The sequence below is a fragment of the Streptomyces sp. NPDC028305 genome, assembly GCF_055569495.1.
In genome coordinates this window covers 263,599-284,809 of record NZ_JBVHTN010000009.1, presented here as the reverse complement: position 1 = coordinate 284,809, position 21,211 = coordinate 263,599, and the positions used below count along the sequence as shown (strand labels likewise).

Here is a 21,211-nt window from a genome sequence, read left to right as displayed (position 1 = left end):
GTCGCCCCGAGATCCGGCACTCGGCCGGGGCACGACGCTCAGCCATACGACTCCGCCCCCGTCCAGCTCTCGGGGAGCGGCGGGGCGATACGGATCGAGGTCAGCACAACGTCGTCGGCCTCCTGCGTGCGGCAGTTCGCGATGGCCTCCAGGTGCTTGCCCGGAAGCTCCTCCGCCGTGCATCCGGTGGCATGGGCGAGCTGGTCCAGGAGGACGGTCACCCCGGCGGTGGGGTTCCAGCCGACGACGACCACGCGGGCCGTGCACGTGTCGACGTCGACCGCCTGAACCTCGACCGGTGTCGCGAACCGCGGCTCGCCCCGGGCCGTGAGGTAGGCGTGGCCGAGGTCGGTGATCGACGGCGCGCCGTTGTCGACCGCGACGTACCGGAGAGCCCGTAGCGGCGTGATCAGTCCGGCCGGGTCGCCCACCGTGCCCGTGCCGTCGGCGAGCCCCCGCAGGATTCCCTCCGCGGTGTCCGGGAGCGGCACTTCGAGCGCGTGCCGGGTCACTCGGATGCGCGCCATCCGCCACGCGTGCGTGCCGCGGGTGGTCTCCGCCGAGCAGGGGCATCCGGCAACCGTGGCCGCGAACTCGGTCCGCGTGTTGCCGATGCACTCCAGCGTGCTGTTGCGCCCCTTCTGACACAACGGCGCCGTACAGCAGGAGCAGTTCGGGCACTCGGGCTGGAGAGGGCGGAGGTACTCCGGGCCGATCGGCTTCACTGTCTGATCAGTCATGGGTTCCTGCTGTCCTGGTCGAGCACGTCCAGCGCCGGCTTGGGCCGGAGGCGTGCCTCGTGTGCGGGGTGGTCCGGCCCTCGGCGGGCAGCAATCGGTGGCGGCCGGGACGTGGGGCAGACGGACGGCGGGCGCGGGTACCGGCGTTCTTCTCCGGCCCGCGGCCCATGAGGAAGCAGAACGGCCCGAACACCACACCGAACAGGACGATCGAGATGGCCAGGCAGGCGAGCAGGTCGCTCGTGGTGGTCGTGTGGCTCATTCGTCGGCCTCGCCGCCGTACTCGGAGGCGACCGTAACGGCGGTGACGGTGAACCCGGTGTACGACACCTTGTCCGCGGCGACGAACAGGCGCTCCACCGCCTCGTTGTCGGGGTCCGGGTACCAGTCGAGTTGCTGGTGGCACGGCTCACGGCGCGCGTAGGCCTCGCAGTGGGCGCGGGCGGCCTCCCGGTTCGTGTACAGGTCGAGGGCGAAGCGACGGTGTCCGGCTTCGGCCTGGTAGACGGTCAGTTCGGGAGGGGCCTCGGCGGCCGCCGCGTGGCCCTCACGTTTGTCTTTCAAGGGGGTGCCTCTTCTCCCGGTGTCGCAGTGGCTTTGGTGATTCGGGGCTGTCGGACGTGGCATGGTCGGGGCGGCCCCGCTCGCCGTCGCGAGACGGCGGCGTGTGACGTGCGTTTCGGCGCGGGCTTGACGGCTGCCGGCGGCGTGATGGTGGCCGGCTCGTCCTCGAGCACACCCGCGAACGTTTTTGGGCATGACGCCGTGCAGGAAAGGCCGCTGAGCGGCAGAAGTTCTGGCGAGGCGCGCGACCTGAGCTTCAGGACGCCTTCCGCTTGGGCATCCCGGTCGGTGCCTCCGCCTTGTCGGTCGACGTCGGCACACCGGGGCGCTTCGACTGGAGTACGACCAGCGGACAGTTCAGAACGGCGGCCATCCGGCGCAGGGTCGCGGGGGTCGCGTTGCGGCGGCCGGCCTCGATGTCGCACATCAGCGACTGGCTGATGCCGCAGCGCTCGGCGAGTTCCTTCTGGGACAGTCCGGCCTGTTCCCGGGCGTACGTCACCGCCTCGGGCGCGTGATGGAAGGGGGCACCTCTGCGGCGCCGCTGGGGACGATCGCTCATGACCTGAAGGCTAGCGCGCAGTAGCGCGCATAGCAACTACTGCGCGCGCAGCACGCGCTAGTCGAGCAGGTACGCGCTAGGACGCCCGATGAGCGCCACATCCTCGGCCGAGGTGGCGCAGTAGCGCGTAGTCGTGCGAACCTGCAAGCATGAATCGAGACACGCGGCCAGAGCCGCCCCTCGAAGCCGTGCTCATCAGAAAGGCCCTCAAGCGAAACCGGATCTCCGGCCGCGAGGCAGCCAGGCGGGCCGGGATCAGCGACGCCCGGTGGCGGCAGATCGTCGGCGGTTACCAGACCGTCAGCGGCTCCCATATCCCCGTAAGGGCGCCGGACGAGACACTCGCCCGCATGGCACATGTCGCCGGGGTCACCGCCGGCGAACTCAGAGAGGCCGACCGCGAGGCTGCTGCCGAGGCGCTGGAGGAGCTCGCCGCACCGGCGGCAGCGGCAGACTCAACAGACGCCTACGCGAGCGATCCGCACCTCGCGGCGATCACCGCGCTCCTGGAGAGCCTCTCCCCCGAGGCGCGAAACGAAGTCCTTCGCAGGGTTGGCCACCTGACACCCGCGCAGGTGGAGAAGGAGCGGGGCGAGCAGCGCCGACACATCAGCTGACCCCACGTCACAAACACATCACGTATTCGCCCAGGGCTCCCATGGCCTGAGAGCGTCAAACCGTACCCCCACACCATCAGAAATCAACAAGGGGCAATACGTGGTTGACGTTCTACTGGCTGGGATCCTCGGCGCGGCGGTCCTGGCCATCACCCTCCTCCACAAGAAACAACAGAGGCAGGCGAAGCAGCTCGACCAGCTCCACGCCGAGGTCACCGCTCAAAAGATCGCCGCGCTCCAGCAACTCACGCCCACGGCCCTCGTGGCACCGGAAGCGGCACCGGACGCGCCGCCGGAGCCCGCCCATCGAAAGCGGCACTTAGCGCTGTACATCGGTGGCGGTGTCGCTGCCGTTCTCGCCTCGCTCGGCGAGCGGATCCGTTCCCTCACACTGCGCCGCCCTCGCGGTGTTACCACCGCGGCCACCGCGATCACCCTCGCCGCGGCCTCAACTGCCGCCGCCTTCTACGTCACCTCCGGCAGTGGCCACAACACACCTGTTCCGGGCGGCAGTTCGACACCGTCCGCAACCGCACCGGAGCACCCCAACTCGGAAGCGACGAGCACGGCTCTCGCTGCCTCCCCGTCGGCCTCGCCATCAGTCCCTCCGACTGCCTCCCCCAGGACGGCCGACACACCGGGCACGAGCCCTGCATCGCAGCGGCCCCAGCGGTCATTCACCTCCGGCCGGCCCCTGACGCCGACACCGACCGAGACCACCCCGGGCGCGTCGACAACACATGCCCCGACACCCACGGCGCAGCCGAGCACCAGGCCACCGGCGCCGAGCGCCCCCACACCGAGCACACCGACGGTTCAGCCGAGCACCACACCACCGGGATCGAGCGACCCCACGCCCACGCCGACCGCTACGTCGACTCCGAGTCCGGATAACCCTGACGACTGCCTCTGCGTCTGGTTTCCCTGGCTCCCGCAGTGCACCGGCTGACAAGCCATCCCGTTCGGGAAGTCTGCCCCAACGCCACCCGGCCGTGCTGACTCATTGTCATCACGACCGGGTGGCACAGCCGCCGACCGCGCAGAACTCGCGCAATCGGCGCGCTTGGCTGCTCAGCCGATGCCGATGTCCGTTACGCGGTCATCACGACCAGGTCGAGGGCGCCCCAGGCCCAGGGTCACTGCGCAGGACTCACGTCGATCACGTAGCTGACCTCGTAGTCCCAGTCACTCCACGCGAGCAGCCCTGTCTCTTCGACGATGTTCGGCTTCCTGTCCGAGAACTTCCACTTGAACGGCCCGCTGCGCCCGTCCGGATAGGCGGCCACATTCACCCTCTTCTGGACCGTCCCAAGGACGTCGTCCTTGTCGATGCTCGCCAGAACCGAGATCAGCGCCGGCGGCGTGGCGGCAAGGATCGCTCCGGCAACCGCCCCCACGGCGGGGGTGGCCAGGGAACCGACGGCGGTTCCGATGGCTCCGGTAAGGGCAGAGACCAACGCCACGTACTTGGCGTTGAAATCATTCTCGCTGAAGTCCTGATCACGGAATTCGAGGCCCAGCTCGACGAAGTCGTCGACATACACGTTGTCGTCGAAGATCACATACTCGTCACCGGAGAGAATCTTCTGCTGCCCACTATTGATGTCGATCGCCTTGGTCAGAATCGCCTTGTGCTTGGCCCCGGACCGAGGGCCGGTCCCCGCGCCACCCGCGACGTAGAGCTCATCGGCGCCGGTAATGTCTTCGGTGTCAACGCAGTACACGGACTTCAGCGCGATGGTGACGCGCTTCTGGTTGTCGTTCGAATCTGCCATGGGATTCTCTCCTCTTCGGGGAATCGTTCTGAAGCATGTGCCCATGGTCGGCATCCCTTGGGCGCAGCCTGCAACCCATACCTAGTCGGTGGCGCGGCATTTCCCCCTCGCTCACATGCCGCGGGGGATACATGACGCCGGCCGTCATGTAGGTGCACCATGCTTGAGGCATGAAGTCGGACCGGTTGCTCTCCATCCTGCTGTTGCTACAGACACACGGGCAGGTGTCCGCCGGCGAGCTGGCATCGCGCCTGGAGGTGTCGGTGCGCACGATCTACCGGGACGTCGAGGCGCTGTCGGCCGCAGGGGTGCCGGTGTACGCGGAGCGCGGGCGCAACGGCGGTATCGCGTTGCTGCCGGGGTACCGGACCGATGTCACCGGCCTGACCGCCGACGAGGCCCGCGCGTTGTTCGTGTTGGTCACGGAGCAGGCGCATGCGGATCTGGGGTTGGGGCCGGCGATCGGTTCGGCGCTGCGCAAGGTGATGGCGGCGCTCCCGGCGCCGTTTCGCGGGGACGCCGATCTGGCGAGCAGGCGGATCATGATCGATCCGGTGCGCTGGCGCAGCAGCCCGCGGCCGTCGACGGTCGATCTCGGAGTGCTCCAGGCCGCGGTGTTCAACGACCGGCGGCTACGGTTGCGCTACCGGCACGGCCGTGACGCTCAGGTGCGGTCGTACACGCTGGATCCGTACGGGCTGGTGAGCAAGGCCGGGGCCTGGTACCTGGTGGCGGACCACCGGGGGCAGCCGATGATGTTCCGTTCGGATCGAATGCTGTCGGCGTCGCTGGTCGACGAGCCGGTGAGCCGCCGTGACGGGGTGGAGCTGGCGGATATGTGGGAGGTGCTCCGGCAGCGCGTCGACCGGATCCCGGCGCCGGTGCGGGTGATCGTGCGGGTGCAGCGGTCGGTGCTGGCCCGCTTCCTGCGTTATCACGAAGCCGACCTGGTGGGTCCTGCGTCCGCCTTGACCGAGGCGGAGGCGGAGGCGGAGGCGGGCAGCGAGGGGGAACCGGTGGAGCTGGAGCTGCGGTTTCCCGCGCTTCGGGCGGCTGAACAGCTGTTGGTGTTCGGCCCGGCGGTCGAGGTGATGGAGCCTGCGGAGCTGCGCGAGGCCCTGGTCCGGCGGGCGCAGGAGACCATCGCTCTGTACGCCGAGGGCCGCGGCGTCTGACACACCCGGCACGGGCCCCTGGGGCAGCCCCGGGGCGCGCGGGTGATTCCTTGATCTGGCGCACGATCGGCGCCAAATTTCCATAAATACATGACGTTCGCTGTCAAGTATCGCGGCCCAGGATGGGACACGAACCTGCCGGAACACCGACCAGGCGATCCGGCTCTCCCTCCGATATGCGACCCACGTGCACCGGTACCACGCGTCGCGCGGCGGGGACGAAACACCTTGAAAGGAACACTTCCCATGACTGCCACCAGCGGCTCCGCCCAGAAGATCGCCGACCAGTTCGTCCGTGCCTGGCTCGGCCGCGACGTAGAGAAGGCACTGGGCTTCCTCGCCGACGACGTCGTGTGCGAGGCCCCGAACGGCCGCTTCGAGGGCGTGGCCCGCTATCGCGAGTTCCTGGAGCCGTTCGCGACCGCGCTCACCAGCGGCACGGTGATCAACGTGCTGGCCGACGACACCCACGCGGCGACCGTCTACACCACCGACACGCCCTTCGCGAAGGACTTCCGCGGCATCGACTACATCACCGTCGAGAACGACAAGATCACCCACGTGATCAGCGTCTTCGACCTGCTCCCGGCGGTCCAGGCCGGAGCCAAACCCCAGCACTGACCAGGAAGGAAAGCGGGTCTGCCGTCCGTCCGCGCGACGGCGGCGGGCCCGTCCCGACCCCGCCCCTCCGCCAAAGAAGCCTCCCACGTCATGACTTCTCCGTGGCCGGCGCAGGCGAGGTCGTCGCGCCGGCCGACAGCAACTTCTCCGCCAGCACATGACAGCGCCTCCGGAGCTCCGGAGGGTCGAGCACCTCGAAGTCGTGCCCCAGCAGGAGCACATGCATGAGCACGAAGTCGAGGCTGGCGGCGCCACTGAGCACCTCGCAGAGCTCGCTCCCCCGCCGTCGTACGACGGCCGCGGACGCCGGGATCTGCGCGCGCACCGTGTCGGCCGACGCGTGCACGAGGAAGCGCGCCTGGTGCGGATAGACCCGACTCGCCACACTCTCCTGCACATACGTCGCCGCGTCGGGCGCCTCGCGCGGGCGGAAGCTCCAGGACCGTGCGGACACATCGGTCATCCGGTCGACGCGGAAGTTGCGCCAGTCGTCGCGGTCGAGGTCGTAGGCGAGGAGATACCAGCGCCGGTCGGAGGCGACCAGACGGTAGGGCTCGACCCGCCGCCGCCGTACCTCACTCCCGGACGGGTAGTCGAAACCGGCCTCGACCTCGTCGCGGCTGGCTCTGGCCAGCGTCATGAGCACCTCCGGGTCGACCGGCGTGCGGCCTCCGCCGAAGAATTCCACCGAGCCGGAGAGCGCGCCCACCTTGTGCCGCAGCCGGGTGGGCAGCACCTGGTCGAGCTTGGCCAGCGCCCGGAGTGCGGCGTCGCCGGCGCCTGCGACCGCGCCACCCGCTCCGGCGAGCAGCGAGACCGCGGTGGCGATCGCCTCCTCGTCGTCGAGCAACAGCGGCGGCAGGTCGTGCCCCGGGCCGAGCTGATAGCCACCGCCGACGCCCTGGCTGGCATGCACCGGATAACCGAGCGTCCGCAGTCGCTCGACATCACGCCGCACCGTGCGCGGTGTGACCCCGAGCCGGTCGGCGAGCTCGTTGCCGGTCCAGACCCGGCGCTGCTGCAACAGCCCGAGCAGGGTGAGCACCCGCTCCGTCGTGCCCCGCTCATCACCGCTTGCCACGTCCATGCCGCCCACTCTGCCAGACGATAGCGGACCGATTCTGTCCGCTAGGAGTGTCAGGGTGGCTTCATCGATACAGACGCACGATCGCCCGGCGACTCGGTCACGTCGTCCGTGGAGTACGTCTGCCACGCGACCTCTGCCTGCCCACGAAATCCACTACGAACGGAGCAACCCGATGAGCCGACACATCCAGGTCGCCTTCGACGCCCATGACCCGCGGGCGCTGTCGTCCTTCTGGCGCGACGTACTGGGCTATGTCCACCCCGGGCCGCCCGGAGTCGACCTGCCCGACGGGGCCGACCCGCTGGCCGCGTGGGACGACTTCCTCGCGCGGATCGGCGTACCGGAGGAGCAGCGCAACACGAAGTCGGCCGTCGAGGACCCTGACGGGCGCGGCCCACGGCTGTTCTTCCAGCAGGTGCCGGAGGGCAAGGTCGCCAAGAACCGTGTCCACCTCGACGTCCGTGCGGCTCCCGGGCTGCGGGGAGAGGAGCGGATGGCGGCGCTGGAGGCCGAGTGCGACCGGCTCGTCTCGCTGGGAGCCACGCGGGTACGCCGCGACGAGCCCGCTCCCCCGTTGAGCGCCGGCTTCATCGTGATGGCGGACCCCGAGGGCAACGAGTTCTGCCTGGACTGACGCAGCTGAGGTCGGCTCACCGGATGTCGTCGCCGCGGGGGCAGCAGCGGCACATTCTTATGTCACGAAGACAATGCCGCCCGCTCGGATTCGGCCAGCAATACGCAGAACTCGTTGCCTTCCGGGTCGGCGAGAACAACCCAGCCCCACCCGTCGGGCTTGCGGCGGTCGGCAACCAGAGAGGCGCCCAGCCTCAGCAGTCGCTGGACCTCTGCGTCCCGCGAGGTGTCGGGGCGCAGGCACAGATGGAGTCTGTTCTTGGCCGACTTGGGCTCCGGCACCTCGTTGAAGTGCAAGGCCGGGCCGCCGGGCAGCATGACCTCGGTCTCGTCGTCACCTGGTTCATCCTCGGGATCCATCGGGTGTCCGGTCACATCGGCCCAGAACCGCGCCAGTTGGTAGGCGTTCGCACAGTCGATCGCAATGTTCGTCACCGTTGATCCCATGCGCGCGATCATGCCCGAACGGCACCCCGCCCGCCACCGGCGCGGGCCGGTGGCGGCGGCCATCTCACCGTCGAGGGCAACCGTCTCGTGCTGTTGATCGGCTATGGATGGCGCTTCTACGACTTCGATTCGACCCGTCCGAGCGGGTTGGGGCCACCCGTCAGCGCGTCACACGCCGTCTGCCACGCGGAATCCCCGGGGTAGAGCTCGGTGCGGAGGTAGGCCCAGGTGAGCCGCTGGACCGCAGCCACTCGCTCGGGGTTCTCGTCCGTGGTCTCGGCGACGTCATATCCGGAGATCCCGCCGAGCCCGTGCTCTGCCTCGAACAGGGTCAGGAGGGACTTGCGGCCCGGGGAGAGGACGTACGGATCGGTGTGCCAGTCCGGGCCGCGAACTGTCAGATGGGCAGAAGCGTCCTGGTCGCCGGCGACCACGAGCGTGGGGGTCGTCATCTCGGAGAAATCCGTGGTCAGGAAGAACGAATAATTCTCGGCCGCGAACTCGCTGAGGGCATCGCCACCCCTGCCGGGCGCGGCAAGCAGTACACCCGCCTTGATCCGGGGCTCGGCCAGGTTCACTTCCGTTCCGTCGTGCGGATCGGTGAGCCGGGCGCCCAGCAGCAGGCTCGCGGTGTGCCCGCCCATCGAGTGCCCGGCCACGGCGACCTTGCTGTGGTCCAGGCGCCCGAGGAGCTGTGGAACGGCGGCCTCGATCGCGTCGAGCTGATCGAGGATGCGCTGCATGTCCTCGGCCCGTGATCGCCAGTGGAGAGGCGCCCCGGGGGTGCCGGGGTCCAGGCTCAGTGTCCTGGAGCTCAGATGGGTGGGCTGGATCACGACGAAGCCGTGCGCCGCCCAGAAGTTGGCGAGTGGGGCGTATCCGTTCAACGAGGAGAGGTTGTTCGAGTATCCCTGGCCGTGCGAGAGGAGGATGACCGGCAGGTCGCCCCCGGTCACGGGCGCTGAGACGCGCACCTCCAGGTCCACGGCCCGGCCGGGAGCCGACAGCACCACCGGACTGACCGAGAGGACGGGAGTGGGTGAGCTGAACATGTCCGCTGTGTAGGTCGATTCACTCATGATGCGTATTTCCCTTCAAGGGCCTCTGTCACCGCTCTCATTCGGCCGGCGGCATGGCAAGGCGGTCAGGAGCGTCCGGCTTCAGCCACAGCCAGAAGCGGAGCGCCGTTCCACTTAACATACGGAGCGCCGTTCCGCTTTGTCAACGGCCGCCGGAAGAGGGACCGCCGGCCTACGCGGATCGGCGCCGAAGGGTTATGGAGAGGACGAAGAGGACGAGCCCCGCTGTCGGAGCCAGCGCGAAGGCGGCGGAGGCGCCCAGGCTGTCGGCAGTGCGGCCCGCGAGGGTCGCCGCGAGCGCCGACCCGGCCGCGCTTGCGGAGTTGTTCCAGGTGAAGGCCTGGGTGAGGACGGCCGGGTGGACGGACTTCTCGGTGAGAACGTTCAGCAGGACGAGCGTCGGCGGCACTGCCGCCTCCGTGGCCACCACGGCCGCGCCGAGCCAGATCGGAGATGGCGCGAGAGGAAGCAGCAGCCCTGCGCCGGTCAGGTACGCGGTGGCGACGACGAGTTGGAGATGCGCCGGAGCACGATGGCGACCCAGCCCGTAGAGCCAGCCGGAGAGCAGCCCGCTGAGGCTGGAGACGGTGATGATCGGCGCGACCGCCTCGGGTGCGCCATGTCCGAGGGCGAAGGCGCTTACCGAGACGCCCATGGTGCCGAAGTAGAGCCCGATGGCCAGGTTGAGCATGGCGAGGAGGAGGAAGTCCGGTCGCACCAGCGCCTGTTCGGTGTGCATACCCTCGGTGTGCCCGCGGGTGGGCCGGGGCGCGGTGCGGCGCTGGGCGGCCAGGGCTCCTCCTCCGCTCAGGATCAGGGTCGCGGCGATGGCACTGGCCAGGGCCGCGTCGTCGGCCGCACCGAGCGCACTGACCAGGACGGGCCCGAGGAGGAAGGCGGTGGAGTTGGCCAGCGATTCCAGGGAGAAGACGGTGGGTAGTTCATCGGCCCGTCCCTCGCGCAGCAGGTGGGCCCAGCGGGCCGCGGAGAGAGCTCCGAGCTGAGGGATTGCCGCACCGGCGCAGGTGGCGGAGACGATCAGTGCGGCCGAGGAGGTGGCGGCCAGGACACCGACGATGGCGGCGCCGTGGGCGAAGAGGGAGAACGGCAGGACACGGGTCTGGCCGAACCGGTCGACCAGGCGGGCCAGATGGGGGCCGATCAGGGCCTCGGCGAGGGCAAACCCGGCGGTGGCAAGGCCGGCGGTGCTGTAGGAGCCGGTACGGGCATGTACCAGCCAGACCAGGCCGAGGCCGGTCATGGCGATGCCGACGCGCCCCACGGCGGCGGCGAGGAAGAATGCGGAGGCACCGGGGATGCGCAGCAGCGGACGGTAGCCGGATGCGGCGGACGACATAAGGAGTCCTTCGTCGCCGCCAGGCGGGGCGGGCCACCCCAGGTCGCCGGCGCCTGACACCCCGCCGGGGTGCGAAGAAGTCAATGGTGCGACCCGTAGCCCGCCAGGGGCGTCCAGGACTGCGGAAGGACGGGACACGCGCCCTCGCCGCCACCCCGTTCACCGGGCGGAGGAAAAAATGCCAGGCCCGGGCCAAGACGGGACCGAGCGACTGGGAGGACGGTAACAGGGCGGAACACGGTTCGCGCAAGGGCTTTGCGGACAGTTCCGGTGCGGTCACCCAAGATCGCAAGGGGAGGGTCATCATGCGCGACGGAAAGTGGCTGGAGTAGTCGCCGGGCGGACTCCGAACCTGCGCAGCAGCTCAGCCGGAACCCGAGGGCCGCCCGTCACATCGGGAGCGAGAACAGGCGCACTGCCCCTGAAGGCCAGGGCGCGTTGTCGCGCAGAGGCGTCACCATGGTTCGCAGTGGCATGGTCACCAAGCGGTTTGCGGGCTGTTCGACGAGTACGTCCTCGTCCAGCGCGTGCCATCCGAGGCGTTGGTACAGCGGCACGAGGGGAGGTCGGCAGAACAGGAGCGCGTGCTGAGGACCCATCGTGCGAGCGTGGTCGAGCGCCGCTGCGACCACGAGTCGAGCCAGCCCCTGGCCTTGCATGTCGGGTGCGACGGCCACTCCACCGACGCCCATCACCTCCGTCTCGGCGTCGCCGATCGCAACAGGCAGCCGCCGCAGACCGGCATGTGCAACAAGCCGGTCGCCGTGTCTGATGCCGAAGTGTTCTTCTTTGGGCAGCCAGGTCAAACCGGCCGCGGCAACGCCGAAAGGGTCATCGCCGTCGCCGAGGATCTCCTCCTGCTCCGTGTTCGTGTACCGAGAGAGCCGCACGACGGTCGGTGCTACGAAGGATTGGTTCTCAGACATCCCCACATCATGATCTCTCCACCGGGAAATGGCCAAGCGATCGCTCAGCCGATCGTCGAGAAAGGGCCCGGTGTGAAGTCGTTGTTCACCCAGTGCGTCGTCGCCCGTCAGTGACTGATGGCGTGCTGGTAGGCCCGTCGCAGGAGGCCTGGTATCAGGCGCAGCCGACCGCTTGGGAGTGGATAGCCATTGACGGTGGCCCAGGCACACACGGCATCGAAGTCAGGGTCTTCGGTGGTCATGTCCGGCGTGCCACGGACCGCGTACGCGGGGAGTCGGGCCTCGGTGAGGAACACCGGGGGCAGGGAGAGCCCGAAGCGCTTTTCGACGACGGCGAGAGTGCGGCCGCGAAGGGCCGCGTAGTCCTGGTCGTCGTCCTCGTCCTCGTCCTCCTCCTCGGGAGCACAGTGTGTTTTCCCGTCGGGGCGCAGAATCCCAGCGGCGACGAGGTCGGGCAACAACAGGTCGGGCTCCTCGCCCCAGCGGATGGCCTCCTCGCACAGTCCGAAGCCGCACATGGAGCGGCCATCGCGTGCGTAGAAGAAGGTGGCGGGAGGATGTTCCCCGACCGGCACATAGTGAATGGCCTCCGCTCCCTCGCGGGAGATCTCTTCCAGGCGTTGGCCCCCGGTGGAATCACCGTACTCGATCGCGAACGCCCAACCGGCGTGCTCGCCGACCCGGACAACTCCGTCGCCTCTCCCGTCGGGCCGGTAGATCTCCATGTCCAGCTCCACCACTTCGGCACCGGTGATCGGCTCCGTTCCCGGCCCGGGCGCCCCTCCCATCCGTACCGCCAGCTCCTCCGCGTCGATCTCGCGGGCAAAGACCACACCCGTCATCGAGCCCGTCAGCGCGTCCCCATCCGCCAGCCACCGAATACCGTCGCCCATGTCCCCTCCAACTCGTAGGCATTGCACGCGCGTTGCCCACGGCAACCCTAGGGGGCTCCACTGACACCCCTTCCCGCTCATACTGTGACACCTGCTGGCCCTCACGCCCCAGGGCTGACAGGCTTCGCAGGGAACAGCATTGGGGAGGCCGGCGATGAGGGACGAGGTGACGGTCCTGGACGAGCAGGTTGCTGTCGGGGACCCCTGGGAGGGTGTGGACGCGACGGCCTTGGCGGAGGCTGCCCGGCAGCAGGCCGAGCGTCCGGTGCCGGGCATCGAGGACATGGCGTCGTATCTCGCCGCCCAGGTATCCGATGACTCCCACCGGGAGGTCATCGGCCCGCTGCTGGATGGCCGGGGCGCGAGTGGTGTCGTCGTCCGGCGTGGCACGGTGATCGCGTCCTGGGGTGATCCGGCGCGCGTGGAGATGGCGTACAGCGCGACGAAGAGTGTGCTGTCTCTGGTGGCCGGCGTCGCCCATGACGACGGCCTGCTGGACCTCGACGAGCCGGTGTCCGCCCGTGTCGGGCTGGAGCAGTTCGCAGACGCCCATGGGCGTGCGGTCAGCTGGCGCCACTTGCTCGACCAGACAAGCCAGTGGGAGGGCCGGCTGTGGGGAAAGCCCACGTCGGTCGATGCGCAGAGCAGGAGGGAGGGCACCGAGTCGGCCGGCGGTCCACCCGGGGAGGGGTGGGCGTACAACGACGTCCGGGTGAACCTGACCGCGTTGGCCCTCACCGCCCTGTTCCGCCGCGCTGTGCCGGAGGTTCTGCGAGACCGCGTCATGGCCCCGATCGGCGCGTCGCCGTCCTGGTCCTGGCACGGCTATGCCAACTCCTTCCTGGACCTCGACGGCGCCCGGCTGCCGGTGGTCTCGGGCGGTGCCCACTGGGGCGGCGGGCTGTGGATCAGCGCGCTCGACCTGGCCCGGATCGGACACCTGTGTCTGCGAGGCGGCCGATGGGGCAGCACACAGGTTGTGTCCACTCGCTGGATCGAGCAGATGTGGACACCGTGCCGGGTCAAGCCCAACTACGGCCTGTCCTGGTGGCTCAACGACGACCGCACGGTGTGGCCCTCCGCTCCGTCGACCGGGCGCTGCGCCCGCGGCAACGGCGGCGGACACCTGATGTGGGTCGACCCCGCCCGCGACTTGGTGATCAGCTCCCGCTGGGGCGCCGAAGTCGAGACCCTCCTCGCGACCGTGTCCGAGGCGGTCAGGCCCGACGGCCCCATCACCTGAGCTTGTCTTCCACGGTCCGGCACCCTCGGCCGACCCGAGGGGCTGCCCACGCCGCACGTGGCGGGGGTCAGGTGGTGGCCACCAGCAGGTCCTCTCCACTCGACGGGCGAAGGCCGTCGGCGCGATCGGCGAAGTAGCGCTCGGCGAGCTGAGCTCCCGATACGTGTCGGACGTCTGTGAAGCCGGCCTCGCGGGCCAGTGTCAGCATTTCCTGCGGGGCGTAGAAGCTGATGAACGGCGTACCGGACGCTCGCGCGCCTTCCTGGCTCGCCCGGAGGCCGGGGCGGTCGGCGTCGACGACAAGTTCGGTCGGCAACATGAAGGTCATGGCGAGCATCGAGCCGGGGGCGAGCCCCGCGATCTGACGCAGGGTGGCCGCGGTGGCGTCTTTGGTGAGGTACATGGTGACACCGGTGGAGACGATGAGCGCCGGCCGGCCGGGATCGAAGCCGACGGCGGCCAGCTGCTCCAGCCAGGACCCGCCGGCCTCGAAGTCGACCGGCACCAGGTGCAGCCAGTCGGGGACGCCGTAGCCGAGTTCGACCAGGCGGTGGCGCTTCCACGCCTGGGGGCCGGGCTGGTCGACCTCGAACACCCGCAGCCGGGAGGCGATCTCGGGTCTGCGCTGGGCGAAGGTGTCCAGGCCGGCTCCCAGGATGACGTACTGAGCTACACCGCGGTCGGCCTGCTCGGCGACCAGGTCCTCGATGTAGCGAGCGCGGGCCACGATGGCCGCCCGGAACCCGCTGGTGGCGTGCGGGTCCATGTCGGGGCGGCGGCGCCAGTCATCGTCGGGGGCCGCCAGCTGTCGGCCGATGTCGTCCTCGAGTACGTGGGGTGGTGGGTCGACCTGGACGTGCATCGCCCGCCAGAGGGCGACCCGTACCGCCGTGCTGTCCGGCGCCTCGGCCTGCTCGGCCTGCTCGCCTGTCATGGCGCTCCCTTCTCGTTCCGTTCGGTTCCCGACGGGAGCCTGGAGCCTCCACAGACGCCCGCCGGGGTCGCGGACGGAGGGGACATTGTCAGTCGGGCAGTGCTGGTCGCTGAGGGTCGGCGGGCGGCCAGTCCTGCGCCGGCCAGAACCAGCAATGTACCGACGACCGTGCGTGCGGTCACGGGTTCGGAGAGCACGAGCACGCCTGCCGAGACCGCGACGACCGGGGCCACGTAGGTGATGAACGCGGCACGCGCCGGACCCTCGGCGCTGACCAGGGCGAAGAACGCGGTGAAGCCGCCCGCGGTGCAGGCCGTGCCCAGGCCGATGACCGCGAGCAGGACCCGGGCGGTGACCTGGGGAGCCGGTTCCGTGGCGGCGACCACCGCCAGCAGCGGGACGGAGGCCGTCGCCAGCATGCCGGCGGTGACGGTCAGGGGCGGTACGTCGCGGAAGAGCCGGTGCATCAGCAGGGCACCCACCGGGTAGCAGGCTGCGGCTGCCAACACCAGCCCCCAAGCCCGCCGCCCGCCCCGGAGCCCGCACTCCACCCGCACGCCCGAGGAGAGACCAGCATCGGCTGCATAGCCGACGATTTCACCGGCGGCACCGATGTCGCCGCCGCCTTCCGGCGTGCCGGCCTGCGCACCGCTCTGGTCTTCTGCGTCCCGGACGCCACCACGGCGCTGCCCGCCGGCTGCGACGCCGCCGTCGTCGCCCTCAAGTCCCGCTCCGTCCCCGCCGATGAGGCCGTCGCCGGCTCCGTAGCCGCCCAGCGCTGGTTGTGGACCATGGGTGCGGCGCAGATCTACTTCAAGTACTGCTCCACCTTCGACTCCACGCCTCAGGGCAACATCGGCCCGGTCGCCGACGCCCTCATGCACGCCGCCGGGGCCACCGCCACGCTGCACTGCCCGGCGTCCCCGCCCAACGGCCGAACCGTCTACCAGGGTCATCTCTTCGTGCACGACCAGCTGCTGCCCGACTCGCCCCTGCGCCACCACCCCCTCAACCCCATGACGGACTCCGCGCTGGTGCGCCTGCTGTCCGCGCAGACCCCTCACCGCGTCGCCCTGATCGACTGGCCGACCGTGCGCCGCGGGGTCGACGCCGTCCGCGACGCCCTCGCCGAACACCAGCGGGCCGGCGCCCGGCACATCATCGCTGACGCCCTCACCGACGACGACCTCTCCGTCCTCGGCGCCGCCGCCCTCGAGCAGCCCCTCGTCGCGGGCGCCGCCGGGCTGGCTGAAGGACTCGGCCAGGCCTACCCTGCCGCCGGCCCCGCCACCGGCGACCCCGTGCCGCGCCAGGGCCGCGCCGCGGTGCTGGCAGGCAGCTGCTCCGCCCGCACCCTGGAACAGATCGCCCAGTTCTACGCCGCCGGGCTGCCCTCCCTCCACCTCGACATCCTCGCCGCCGCAACCGGCCGCGACGTCACCGGCGAGGCCCTCGACTGGTACGACACCCAGGACCCGAACCTGCCCGTCCTGATCTACGCCTCGGCCTCGCCCGAGGAACTCGCCGCGGTCCAGGCCCAGTTGGGCGTCACCGAAGCCGCCGCCCAGGTCGAGGAGCTCCTCGGCGCCCTCGCTTCCCACCTCGTCGAACGCGGCGTACGACGCCTTCTGGTCGCGGGCGGGGAAACCTCCGGCGCCGTCACCACGGCCCTGGGCATCCGCGCGGTTCTGGTCGGCGATGAAGCCGATCCCGGAGTGCCGTGGACCTACGCCACGACCAAGGCCGGCGATCTGGCCCTCATGCTCAAGTCCGGCAACTTCGGCGCCCCGGACCTGTTCACCCGCGCCCTCAGCACCACCGGCAAGGAGTAGACATGACCCCCTACGACGACGAGAAGGCCGCCCGCGCGCTGCTCGTGCGCACCGCCCGCTCCCTGTTCACGCGCGGCCTGACCCACGGTTCCACCGGCAACCTGTCCGTCCGTCTCGCGGGCGGCAGCCTTCTGCTCACCCCCACCGGATCCAGCCTCGGCACCGTCGAAGAAGCCGAGCTGTCCCTCACCGATCTCACCGGACGCCACCTCGACGGGCCGCGGCCGACGAAGGAGGCGTTCCTGCACGCCGCCTTCTACCGGGCCCGGCCCTCCGCCCACGCGGTGGTTCACCTGCACTCCACCCATGCCACCGCTGTCTCCTGTCTCGACGGCGTCGATCCCGCCAACGCCCTGCCCTCGCTGACCGCGTACTACGCCATGCGCGTGGGCACCCTGCCGCTGCTGCTCTACCATGCCCCCGGCGACAGCAGCCTGGAGCCACTCGCCGAGCGGACCGCCCGCGGCCACCACGCGATCCTCCTCGCCAACCACGGTCCCGTCATCGCCGATGCCACCCTGGAGAAGGCCGCCGACGCGATCGAGGAACTCGAGGAAACCGCCAAACTGCACCTTCTCCTCCAGGGACACGCCACCCGTCCCCTCACCCCCGAGCAGGCTGCCGCCCTCGCGCCCAATCCATCCTGACGAGGGAAGTTCTGGTGCATCCGGGCCACAGCGGCCGCGGTCGGTGATAGGCGCGCCCGCCCGGGGTACCCATACGACCCTCACCGCCGCCCAGCCGCGAAGGACATCACGATGCGGAACAGCGCCCGCCCGCTCGGTCGCGCCTGGCCCGCCAGGCTGGCGGGGGCGCTGCTGTGTCTGGCGGTGGCCGTCATCCACGTGACCGATCAGGGCGGGTTTCCCGGGTCCAAGGCCCCGAAGTACGTGGCGGTCCTTTACTACGTCCTGGAGACGGCCGGTGTGCTGACGGCGGTCCTTCTACTGACCCGCGCCGTCAGGCTGGGGTGGTTCCTCGCGGTGGGAGTCGCCGCGGGCCCCATCCTGGGGTATCTGCTCTCGCGCGGGCCCGGCCTCCCCGACTACAGCAGCGACATCGGCAACTGGACCGAGCCCCTGGGGCTGCTCAGCCTCGCTGTGGAGGGACTGCTGCTGATCCTCTCCGTCTCCTGCTGGTTGTCGGTGCGGAAGGCGTCGCCGCGTATCGGAGCCGCCTCCTGACCTGCCCGGGCGTCGTCACCAGCCCTCGCTCCGGCCGCCGTTCCTCAGCCGGCTGGTCCAGCGGCGGGTTCGACTTCGAGGTAGCGGCGACCGCGTGGCCCGCGGTATTCCAAGGCCTCCCAGCCCAGGCGGCGCAGCACGGCCGCGCAGCGTCTCAACTCATCCTGCGCCGCGTACGCGGCACCGCTTCCTGGCGGACCCAGCCACTCCACTCTCACGACGCCGACCTGGTCGGCGGGACCAACGCAGTATCCAGTCGCGATCCGGTGCCCATCCGAATCGACCGCGGACGCCGGGATGCCCGCGGCCTCCAGGGCGAGAGCCACCGCGCGGACCGGCTGGCGCCTTTCCCATTCGGCAGGAACCCGATCCGGGCTCGGGATGTCGGCGTTCATCAGCCGACGGATCTGCAACAGCCCTTCGAACGCGACCCGGACCGCAGCTTCACGGTCCCGGGCACTGCCGCCGGCCATATCGTCCGCGCCGGTGGCCGGCTGGAACCCGATGGGGTTCGAGGCGGCGTCGCCCTCACTTCCATCCACTGATTCCTCCGCTCTCGACGTGGTTGCTCAACACCAATCCTCCCGCGCCCGGGCACAGGCGCGGGACACCGGGCATGGGAGCGCCAGGAGACATCGGCGTCGGAGTGGACCCGCCGCCACGCCACGGCGGCACGCTGATCGGCCTTACTTGCTGTGCACGATCTGAATCAGGTTGCCGCAGGTGTCATCCAGAACCGCGGTGGTGACCGTGCCCATGATCGCGATGGGCGCGGCGGCGCCGATGACTGCATGGTCATCTTTGCCTCGGGTTCACCCGGCAGTTGGTATGGAGGTACTGGGCAGTGCCGTTCGTGAAGTCGTAGATCGCGACCGTCTGGGTGTCCTCCAACGGATCGGTCGACGGCATCAGGAAATGGGTCTCGCTCACCGGGAGCAGCTCATATCTGATGCGGTCCGGCTTCTGGAGGAACTCTGCCTGCATCGGATCGAGGACCAGGGTCAGGTACAGCTTTCCGCTTTCGGCTGACACCTCGTACCGTGCGCCGGGTCGCCCGTAGACACCTTCGTACCTGGACAGGTCGAGGTTCAGCGTCGCGTCCGGTGCCGGCAGGTCCGGGATGGTGACCGCGCCGAGGTCGGTCAGGATTTCGTTGAACACCTTGCGGTAAAAGCTCTCCCGCGGTCCGCCGTTGGTCAGCATCGTAATGGCGGTGTTCGCGTCCGGCAGGAGCCGGAGCCGGGCGTTCTGGCCGATCGTGCTGCCGTCGGTCGCGTAGACGGTTTCGCCGTGCCAGTCACACACGATGAGGCCGAGTGCCCATGCCGGCCCGAACATGTGGGGATCCGGTACGGGCACCCGCGAACGCAGCATCTCTCGAACACTCTCGGCCGAGACGATGCGCTTTCCACTTGGCGCCGTGCCGTCGTTGAGGAGGAGGTGCGCCATGGCGAGCACCTCCCGGGAGGTCGAGGTGATGTTTCCGCCGGGGCCGAATGCGCGTGGCAGGTAGCGCACCGGTGTGACGATGGGGCCCTCGTCCAGCGAACGGATCAGGTGCCCGGTCGCGGCCCGGGCTTCGTCCACCTGCTCGTGCCGGCTGTTCGTGCTGGTCAGGCCCATGGGTTCGAAGAGGCGGTGTTGCATGATGTCGTCCCAGCATGCACCGTCGTGCACCTCCAGGATCCGCGCGAGAATCGCGTAACCCAGCACCGCGCTGTAACCGTGGGTGTGGCCCAGTGGAAAGACCTGGGGTGCGTCGGCGATGTTCTCGACCATGCGCGCGCAGACATCGTCGCCTTCGCCAGGGTCGCCGTAGGCTTCCTCGATACCGTTGGTGTGGTAGAGCAGGTGACGAGGGGTGACTTTCGCGCTTGCCTCGGGATCGGCCACCGCGAAGCCGGGCAGGTAGGTTCGCACCGGCTCGTCGAGGTCGACTTTCCCCTCGTCGACGAGTTGCATGAAGGCCAGTGCGGTCCACGTCTTGGTCATGGAGCCACATTGGTAGACGGTGTCCGTGGTCGCGGGTTCCCGCGTTTCCACGTTCTTGACGCCGACCGCGAGTTCGGTGAGCTCTCCGTCCTGGAGCACGCCGATCGCGGCGCTCGGGATCGCGTACTCCGCCAGGAGTTCGGCGACACGGGCCCGGATCCGCGGTACGTCGAGCGTCATCGCGGAAGACCGACCGCGTTCGCGGCGTCCGCTTCGCAGTACTCCGTCGTGGCGTAGGGGCCGACGTATGCCTCGAAGAAGTCCCGAACACCGTCGACGGAGTCGTGGGTGATGATGTTCACCGCCTGGGCCCCGTCCTTGCTCGCGACCGCCAGCTTCCACGTGGCGCCCTTGGGGAGTCCGGCGTGTGCCTTCTTCAGCTCGCTCCAGAATTTGCCGTCGTCCGAGACTGTCGACACGACCATCACGTACACCATTGGCCCCTCTCTTTCCAGGTGAGGAAAAGCTACGTTGCGTTTCAACTTGCGTCAACAAAATGAGAACACAAGTGCCTGTTAAATCAGAATCGTTGCAGCAGATATGCGAATGAATGCAATTCACGCAATCGAGTCGTTGCAATGTACTGTTACTGAAAGCAAGAGAGGAGTTGCATCGGTGCCAGGAGGCAGGCTGACCCACGAGGATCGCCGGAGGATCGCGGCGTGGCTGGCCGAAGGGCTCGGGTACGCCGAGATCGGCCGACGGCTAGGCCGATCGACGTCCACGATCAGTCGCGAGGTCGCACGCAACAGCGCACCCGGCGACTATGTCGCCGACCACGCGCAGCGGGTTTCCGGCGACCGTGCACGCAGGCGCAAGCCGGCCCGACCCGCCGAGCCGACGGCCGATGAGCGGCCGGCCGACGTGGTGCGCGGCTTCGTAGAGCAGTTCGCGACGCTGCTGGCCGCGACCGGCCTTCCCCGGATGACCTCCCGGGTGTTCGTCTGCCTGCTCACCGCTGACGCCGACGGCCTGACGGCAGCCGACCTGGTGCGCCGGCTACAGGTCAGTCCTGCGTCGGTGTCCAATTCCATCGGCTACCTCGAAGCCATGGAACTGGTGGCGCGCCATCCGAATCCCGGCGGGCGCCGCGAACGGTACGTCATCGATGACGACACCTGGCTCCGGGCGTGGCAGGCCGACACCGGCGCACACTCCAAGATCGCAACCGCCGCACGGCGAGGCATCGAGATCTTCGGCGCCGACACGACCGCCGGCACCCGACTCGGCGCGATGGGTCAGTTCTTCGCCTGGCTCAGCGAGCAGATGAGCGGCAGCACCCTCACCGAGAGCGCCGTGTACGACGCGCTGACCGTGCTCGCCGCCCTCGTGCATGCCGGCCGACCGCTCACCCTGGGCACGCTGGCCACCGCGCTCGGCTGGCCCGAAGGCCGCGCCACCGCCGCCCTGGACGCGATCCGACGGCAACCGGCCATCGCCGATCCCCTCGCCCTGAGGACCGTCGGACCCCGGACGTACACCCTCATCACGAGACCGGACCGCCTCAGCCCGGCGCAATGCAAAGCACTCCACCAGTAAGTGTCGCGCCG

The 21,211-nt window shown here is 69.4% G+C and carries 25 protein-coding genes and 1 pseudogene; 9 read left to right on the top strand and 17 right to left on the bottom strand.

What is annotated here, in order from left to right:
* Nucleotides 1–38: 38 nt before the first annotated feature.
* The 4 genes from ACZ4WQ_RS36385 to ACZ4WQ_RS36370 all read right to left on the bottom strand — a co-directional run bounded on the left by ACZ4WQ_RS36385 (nt 39) and on the right by ACZ4WQ_RS36370 (nt 1,866).
* Complete coding sequence (locus ACZ4WQ_RS36385; protein ID WP_468022727.1) at nt 39–740, bottom strand: hypothetical protein; 702 nt, start codon at nt 738–740, stop codon at nt 39–41.
* Nucleotides 733–1,002 carry a hypothetical protein gene (locus ACZ4WQ_RS36380; protein ID WP_311723997.1) on the bottom strand — a complete coding sequence of 90 codons (270 nt, stop codon included), beginning with the start codon at nt 1,000–1,002 and terminating at the stop codon, nt 733–735. Before ACZ4WQ_RS36380 ends, ACZ4WQ_RS36385 begins: the two co-directional genes overlap by 8 nt.
* Complete coding sequence (locus tag ACZ4WQ_RS36375) at nt 999–1,304, bottom strand: hypothetical protein (RefSeq protein ID WP_385338379.1); 306 nt, start codon at nt 1,302–1,304, stop codon at nt 999–1,001. Before ACZ4WQ_RS36375 ends, ACZ4WQ_RS36380 begins: the two co-directional genes overlap by 4 nt.
* A 256-nt stretch (nt 1,305–1,560) precedes the next feature.
* A complete protein-coding gene (locus ACZ4WQ_RS36370; RefSeq protein ID WP_311723995.1) occupies nt 1,561–1,866 on the bottom strand; it encodes a helix-turn-helix domain-containing protein in 306 nt (101 codons plus the stop codon).
* A 149-nt stretch (nt 1,867–2,015) separates the two neighbouring features.
* Between ACZ4WQ_RS36370 and ACZ4WQ_RS36365 the strand changes: the two genes are divergently transcribed.
* Entirely contained in the window at nt 2,016–2,483 is a 468-nt protein-coding gene (locus tag ACZ4WQ_RS36365; protein WP_398375005.1) for a helix-turn-helix domain-containing protein, read from the top strand.
* 1,136 nt (nt 2,484–3,619) lie between these two features.
* Here the strand turns inward: ACZ4WQ_RS36365 and ACZ4WQ_RS36360 are convergent.
* The gene (locus tag ACZ4WQ_RS36360) at nt 3,620–4,258 is read right to left on the bottom strand and encodes a hypothetical protein (RefSeq protein WP_311723993.1); all 639 of its coding nucleotides are present in this window, start codon (nt 4,256–4,258) and stop codon (nt 3,620–3,622) included.
* 170 nt (nt 4,259–4,428) lie between these two features.
* On the opposite strand from ACZ4WQ_RS36360, the gene ACZ4WQ_RS36355 reads away from it, so the two are divergent.
* Complete coding sequence (locus tag ACZ4WQ_RS36355; protein ID WP_398375004.1) at nt 4,429–5,433, top strand: helix-turn-helix transcriptional regulator; 1,005 nt, start codon at nt 4,429–4,431, stop codon at nt 5,431–5,433.
* Between the two features lie 246 nt (nt 5,434–5,679).
* Nucleotides 5,680–6,054, top strand: a complete 375-nt coding sequence (locus tag ACZ4WQ_RS36350; protein WP_311723991.1) for a nuclear transport factor 2 family protein — start codon at nt 5,680–5,682, stop codon at nt 6,052–6,054.
* A gap of 88 nt (nt 6,055–6,142) precedes the next feature.
* Here ACZ4WQ_RS36350 and ACZ4WQ_RS36345 read toward each other — a convergent pair whose 3' ends face one another.
* The gene (locus ACZ4WQ_RS36345) at nt 6,143–7,141 is read right to left on the bottom strand and encodes a helix-turn-helix transcriptional regulator (RefSeq protein WP_398375002.1); all 999 of its coding nucleotides are present in this window, start codon (nt 7,139–7,141) and stop codon (nt 6,143–6,145) included.
* Between the two features lie 172 nt (nt 7,142–7,313).
* Here ACZ4WQ_RS36345 and ACZ4WQ_RS36340 point away from each other — a divergent pair, with 172 nt between their 5' ends.
* Entirely contained in the window at nt 7,314–7,775 is a 462-nt protein-coding gene (locus tag ACZ4WQ_RS36340) for a VOC family protein (protein ID WP_398375000.1), read from the top strand.
* A gap of 62 nt (nt 7,776–7,837) precedes the next feature.
* On the opposite strand, the gene ACZ4WQ_RS36335 is transcribed toward ACZ4WQ_RS36340, so the two are convergent.
* From ACZ4WQ_RS36335 to ACZ4WQ_RS36315, 5 genes are all read right to left on the bottom strand, one after another.
* Entirely contained in the window at nt 7,838–8,221 is a 384-nt protein-coding gene (locus ACZ4WQ_RS36335) for a VOC family protein (protein ID WP_385338459.1), read from the bottom strand.
* A gap of 116 nt (nt 8,222–8,337) precedes the next feature.
* Nucleotides 8,338–9,300 carry an alpha/beta hydrolase family protein gene (locus tag ACZ4WQ_RS36330; RefSeq protein ID WP_398374999.1) on the bottom strand — a complete coding sequence of 321 codons (963 nt, stop codon included), beginning with the start codon at nt 9,298–9,300 and terminating at the stop codon, nt 8,338–8,340.
* Between the two features lie 172 nt (nt 9,301–9,472).
* Entirely contained in the window at nt 9,473–10,657 is a 1,185-nt protein-coding gene (locus tag ACZ4WQ_RS36325) for an MFS transporter (RefSeq protein WP_398374997.1), read from the bottom strand.
* A 389-nt stretch (nt 10,658–11,046) separates the two neighbouring features.
* Nucleotides 11,047–11,583 carry a GNAT family N-acetyltransferase gene (locus ACZ4WQ_RS36320; protein WP_361187296.1) on the bottom strand — a complete coding sequence of 179 codons (537 nt, stop codon included), beginning with the start codon at nt 11,581–11,583 and terminating at the stop codon, nt 11,047–11,049.
* Between the two features lie 107 nt (nt 11,584–11,690).
* Complete coding sequence (locus ACZ4WQ_RS36315) at nt 11,691–12,476, bottom strand: DUF6461 domain-containing protein (protein WP_398374995.1); 786 nt, start codon at nt 12,474–12,476, stop codon at nt 11,691–11,693.
* A 154-nt stretch (nt 12,477–12,630) separates the two neighbouring features.
* On the opposite strand from ACZ4WQ_RS36315, the gene ACZ4WQ_RS36310 reads away from it, so the two are divergent.
* Nucleotides 12,631–13,719 (top strand): serine hydrolase domain-containing protein, encoded by a 1,089-nt coding sequence (locus tag ACZ4WQ_RS36310; RefSeq protein ID WP_398374993.1) that lies wholly within the window; start codon nt 12,631–12,633, stop codon nt 13,717–13,719.
* A gap of 67 nt (nt 13,720–13,786) precedes the next feature.
* Here ACZ4WQ_RS36310 and ACZ4WQ_RS36305 read toward each other — a convergent pair whose 3' ends face one another.
* Together ACZ4WQ_RS36305 and ACZ4WQ_RS36300 are read right to left on the bottom strand one after the other, a co-directional pair.
* Nucleotides 13,787–14,653, bottom strand: coding sequence for a class I SAM-dependent methyltransferase (locus ACZ4WQ_RS36305; RefSeq protein ID WP_398374992.1), 867 nt, complete (start codon nt 14,651–14,653; stop codon nt 13,787–13,789).
* The gene (locus ACZ4WQ_RS36300) at nt 14,650–15,135 is read right to left on the bottom strand and encodes a DMT family transporter (protein WP_398374990.1); all 486 of its coding nucleotides are present in this window, start codon (nt 15,133–15,135) and stop codon (nt 14,650–14,652) included. Before ACZ4WQ_RS36300 ends, ACZ4WQ_RS36305 begins: the two co-directional genes overlap by 4 nt.
* Before the next feature lie 93 nt (nt 15,136–15,228).
* On the opposite strand from ACZ4WQ_RS36300, the gene otnK reads away from it, so the two are divergent.
* The 3 genes from otnK (at nt 15,229) to ACZ4WQ_RS36285 (ending at nt 17,669) form a co-directional block, all read left to right on the top strand.
* Nucleotides 15,229–16,485, top strand: a complete 1,257-nt coding sequence (otnK, locus tag ACZ4WQ_RS36295; protein WP_398375214.1) for a 3-oxo-tetronate kinase — start codon at nt 15,229–15,231, stop codon at nt 16,483–16,485.
* Nucleotides 16,486–16,487: 2 nt separating this feature from the next.
* A complete protein-coding gene (gene otnC / locus ACZ4WQ_RS36290) occupies nt 16,488–17,132 on the top strand; it encodes a 3-oxo-tetronate 4-phosphate decarboxylase (RefSeq protein WP_398374988.1) in 645 nt (214 codons plus the stop codon).
* 111 nt (nt 17,133–17,243) lie between these two features.
* Nucleotides 17,244–17,669, top strand: coding sequence for a hypothetical protein (locus tag ACZ4WQ_RS36285; RefSeq protein ID WP_398374986.1), 426 nt, complete (start codon nt 17,244–17,246; stop codon nt 17,667–17,669).
* Between the two features lie 44 nt (nt 17,670–17,713).
* Here ACZ4WQ_RS36285 and ACZ4WQ_RS36280 read toward each other — a convergent pair whose 3' ends face one another.
* The 4 genes and pseudogenes from ACZ4WQ_RS36280 to ACZ4WQ_RS36265 all read right to left on the bottom strand — a co-directional run bounded on the left by ACZ4WQ_RS36280 (nt 17,714) and on the right by ACZ4WQ_RS36265 (nt 20,086).
* Nucleotides 17,714–18,142, bottom strand: coding sequence for a hypothetical protein (locus ACZ4WQ_RS36280; RefSeq protein ID WP_311724170.1), 429 nt, complete (start codon nt 18,140–18,142; stop codon nt 17,714–17,716).
* A gap of 213 nt (nt 18,143–18,355) precedes the next feature.
* Nucleotides 18,356–18,427, bottom strand: a pseudogene (locus tag ACZ4WQ_RS36275) (VOC family protein); the annotation flags it as partial.
* A 37-nt stretch (nt 18,428–18,464) separates the two neighbouring features.
* A complete protein-coding gene (locus ACZ4WQ_RS36270) occupies nt 18,465–19,841 on the bottom strand; it encodes a serine hydrolase domain-containing protein (protein WP_398374985.1) in 1,377 nt (458 codons plus the stop codon).
* Nucleotides 19,838–20,086 (bottom strand): hypothetical protein, encoded by a 249-nt coding sequence (locus ACZ4WQ_RS36265; RefSeq protein ID WP_311723975.1) that lies wholly within the window; start codon nt 20,084–20,086, stop codon nt 19,838–19,840. Before ACZ4WQ_RS36265 ends, ACZ4WQ_RS36270 begins: the two co-directional genes overlap by 4 nt.
* A 190-nt stretch (nt 20,087–20,276) precedes the next feature.
* Between ACZ4WQ_RS36265 and ACZ4WQ_RS36260 the strand changes: the two genes are divergently transcribed.
* Complete coding sequence (locus ACZ4WQ_RS36260) at nt 20,277–21,200, top strand: GbsR/MarR family transcriptional regulator (protein ID WP_468022747.1); 924 nt, start codon at nt 20,277–20,279, stop codon at nt 21,198–21,200.
* Nucleotides 21,201–21,211: the final 11 nt, after the last annotated feature.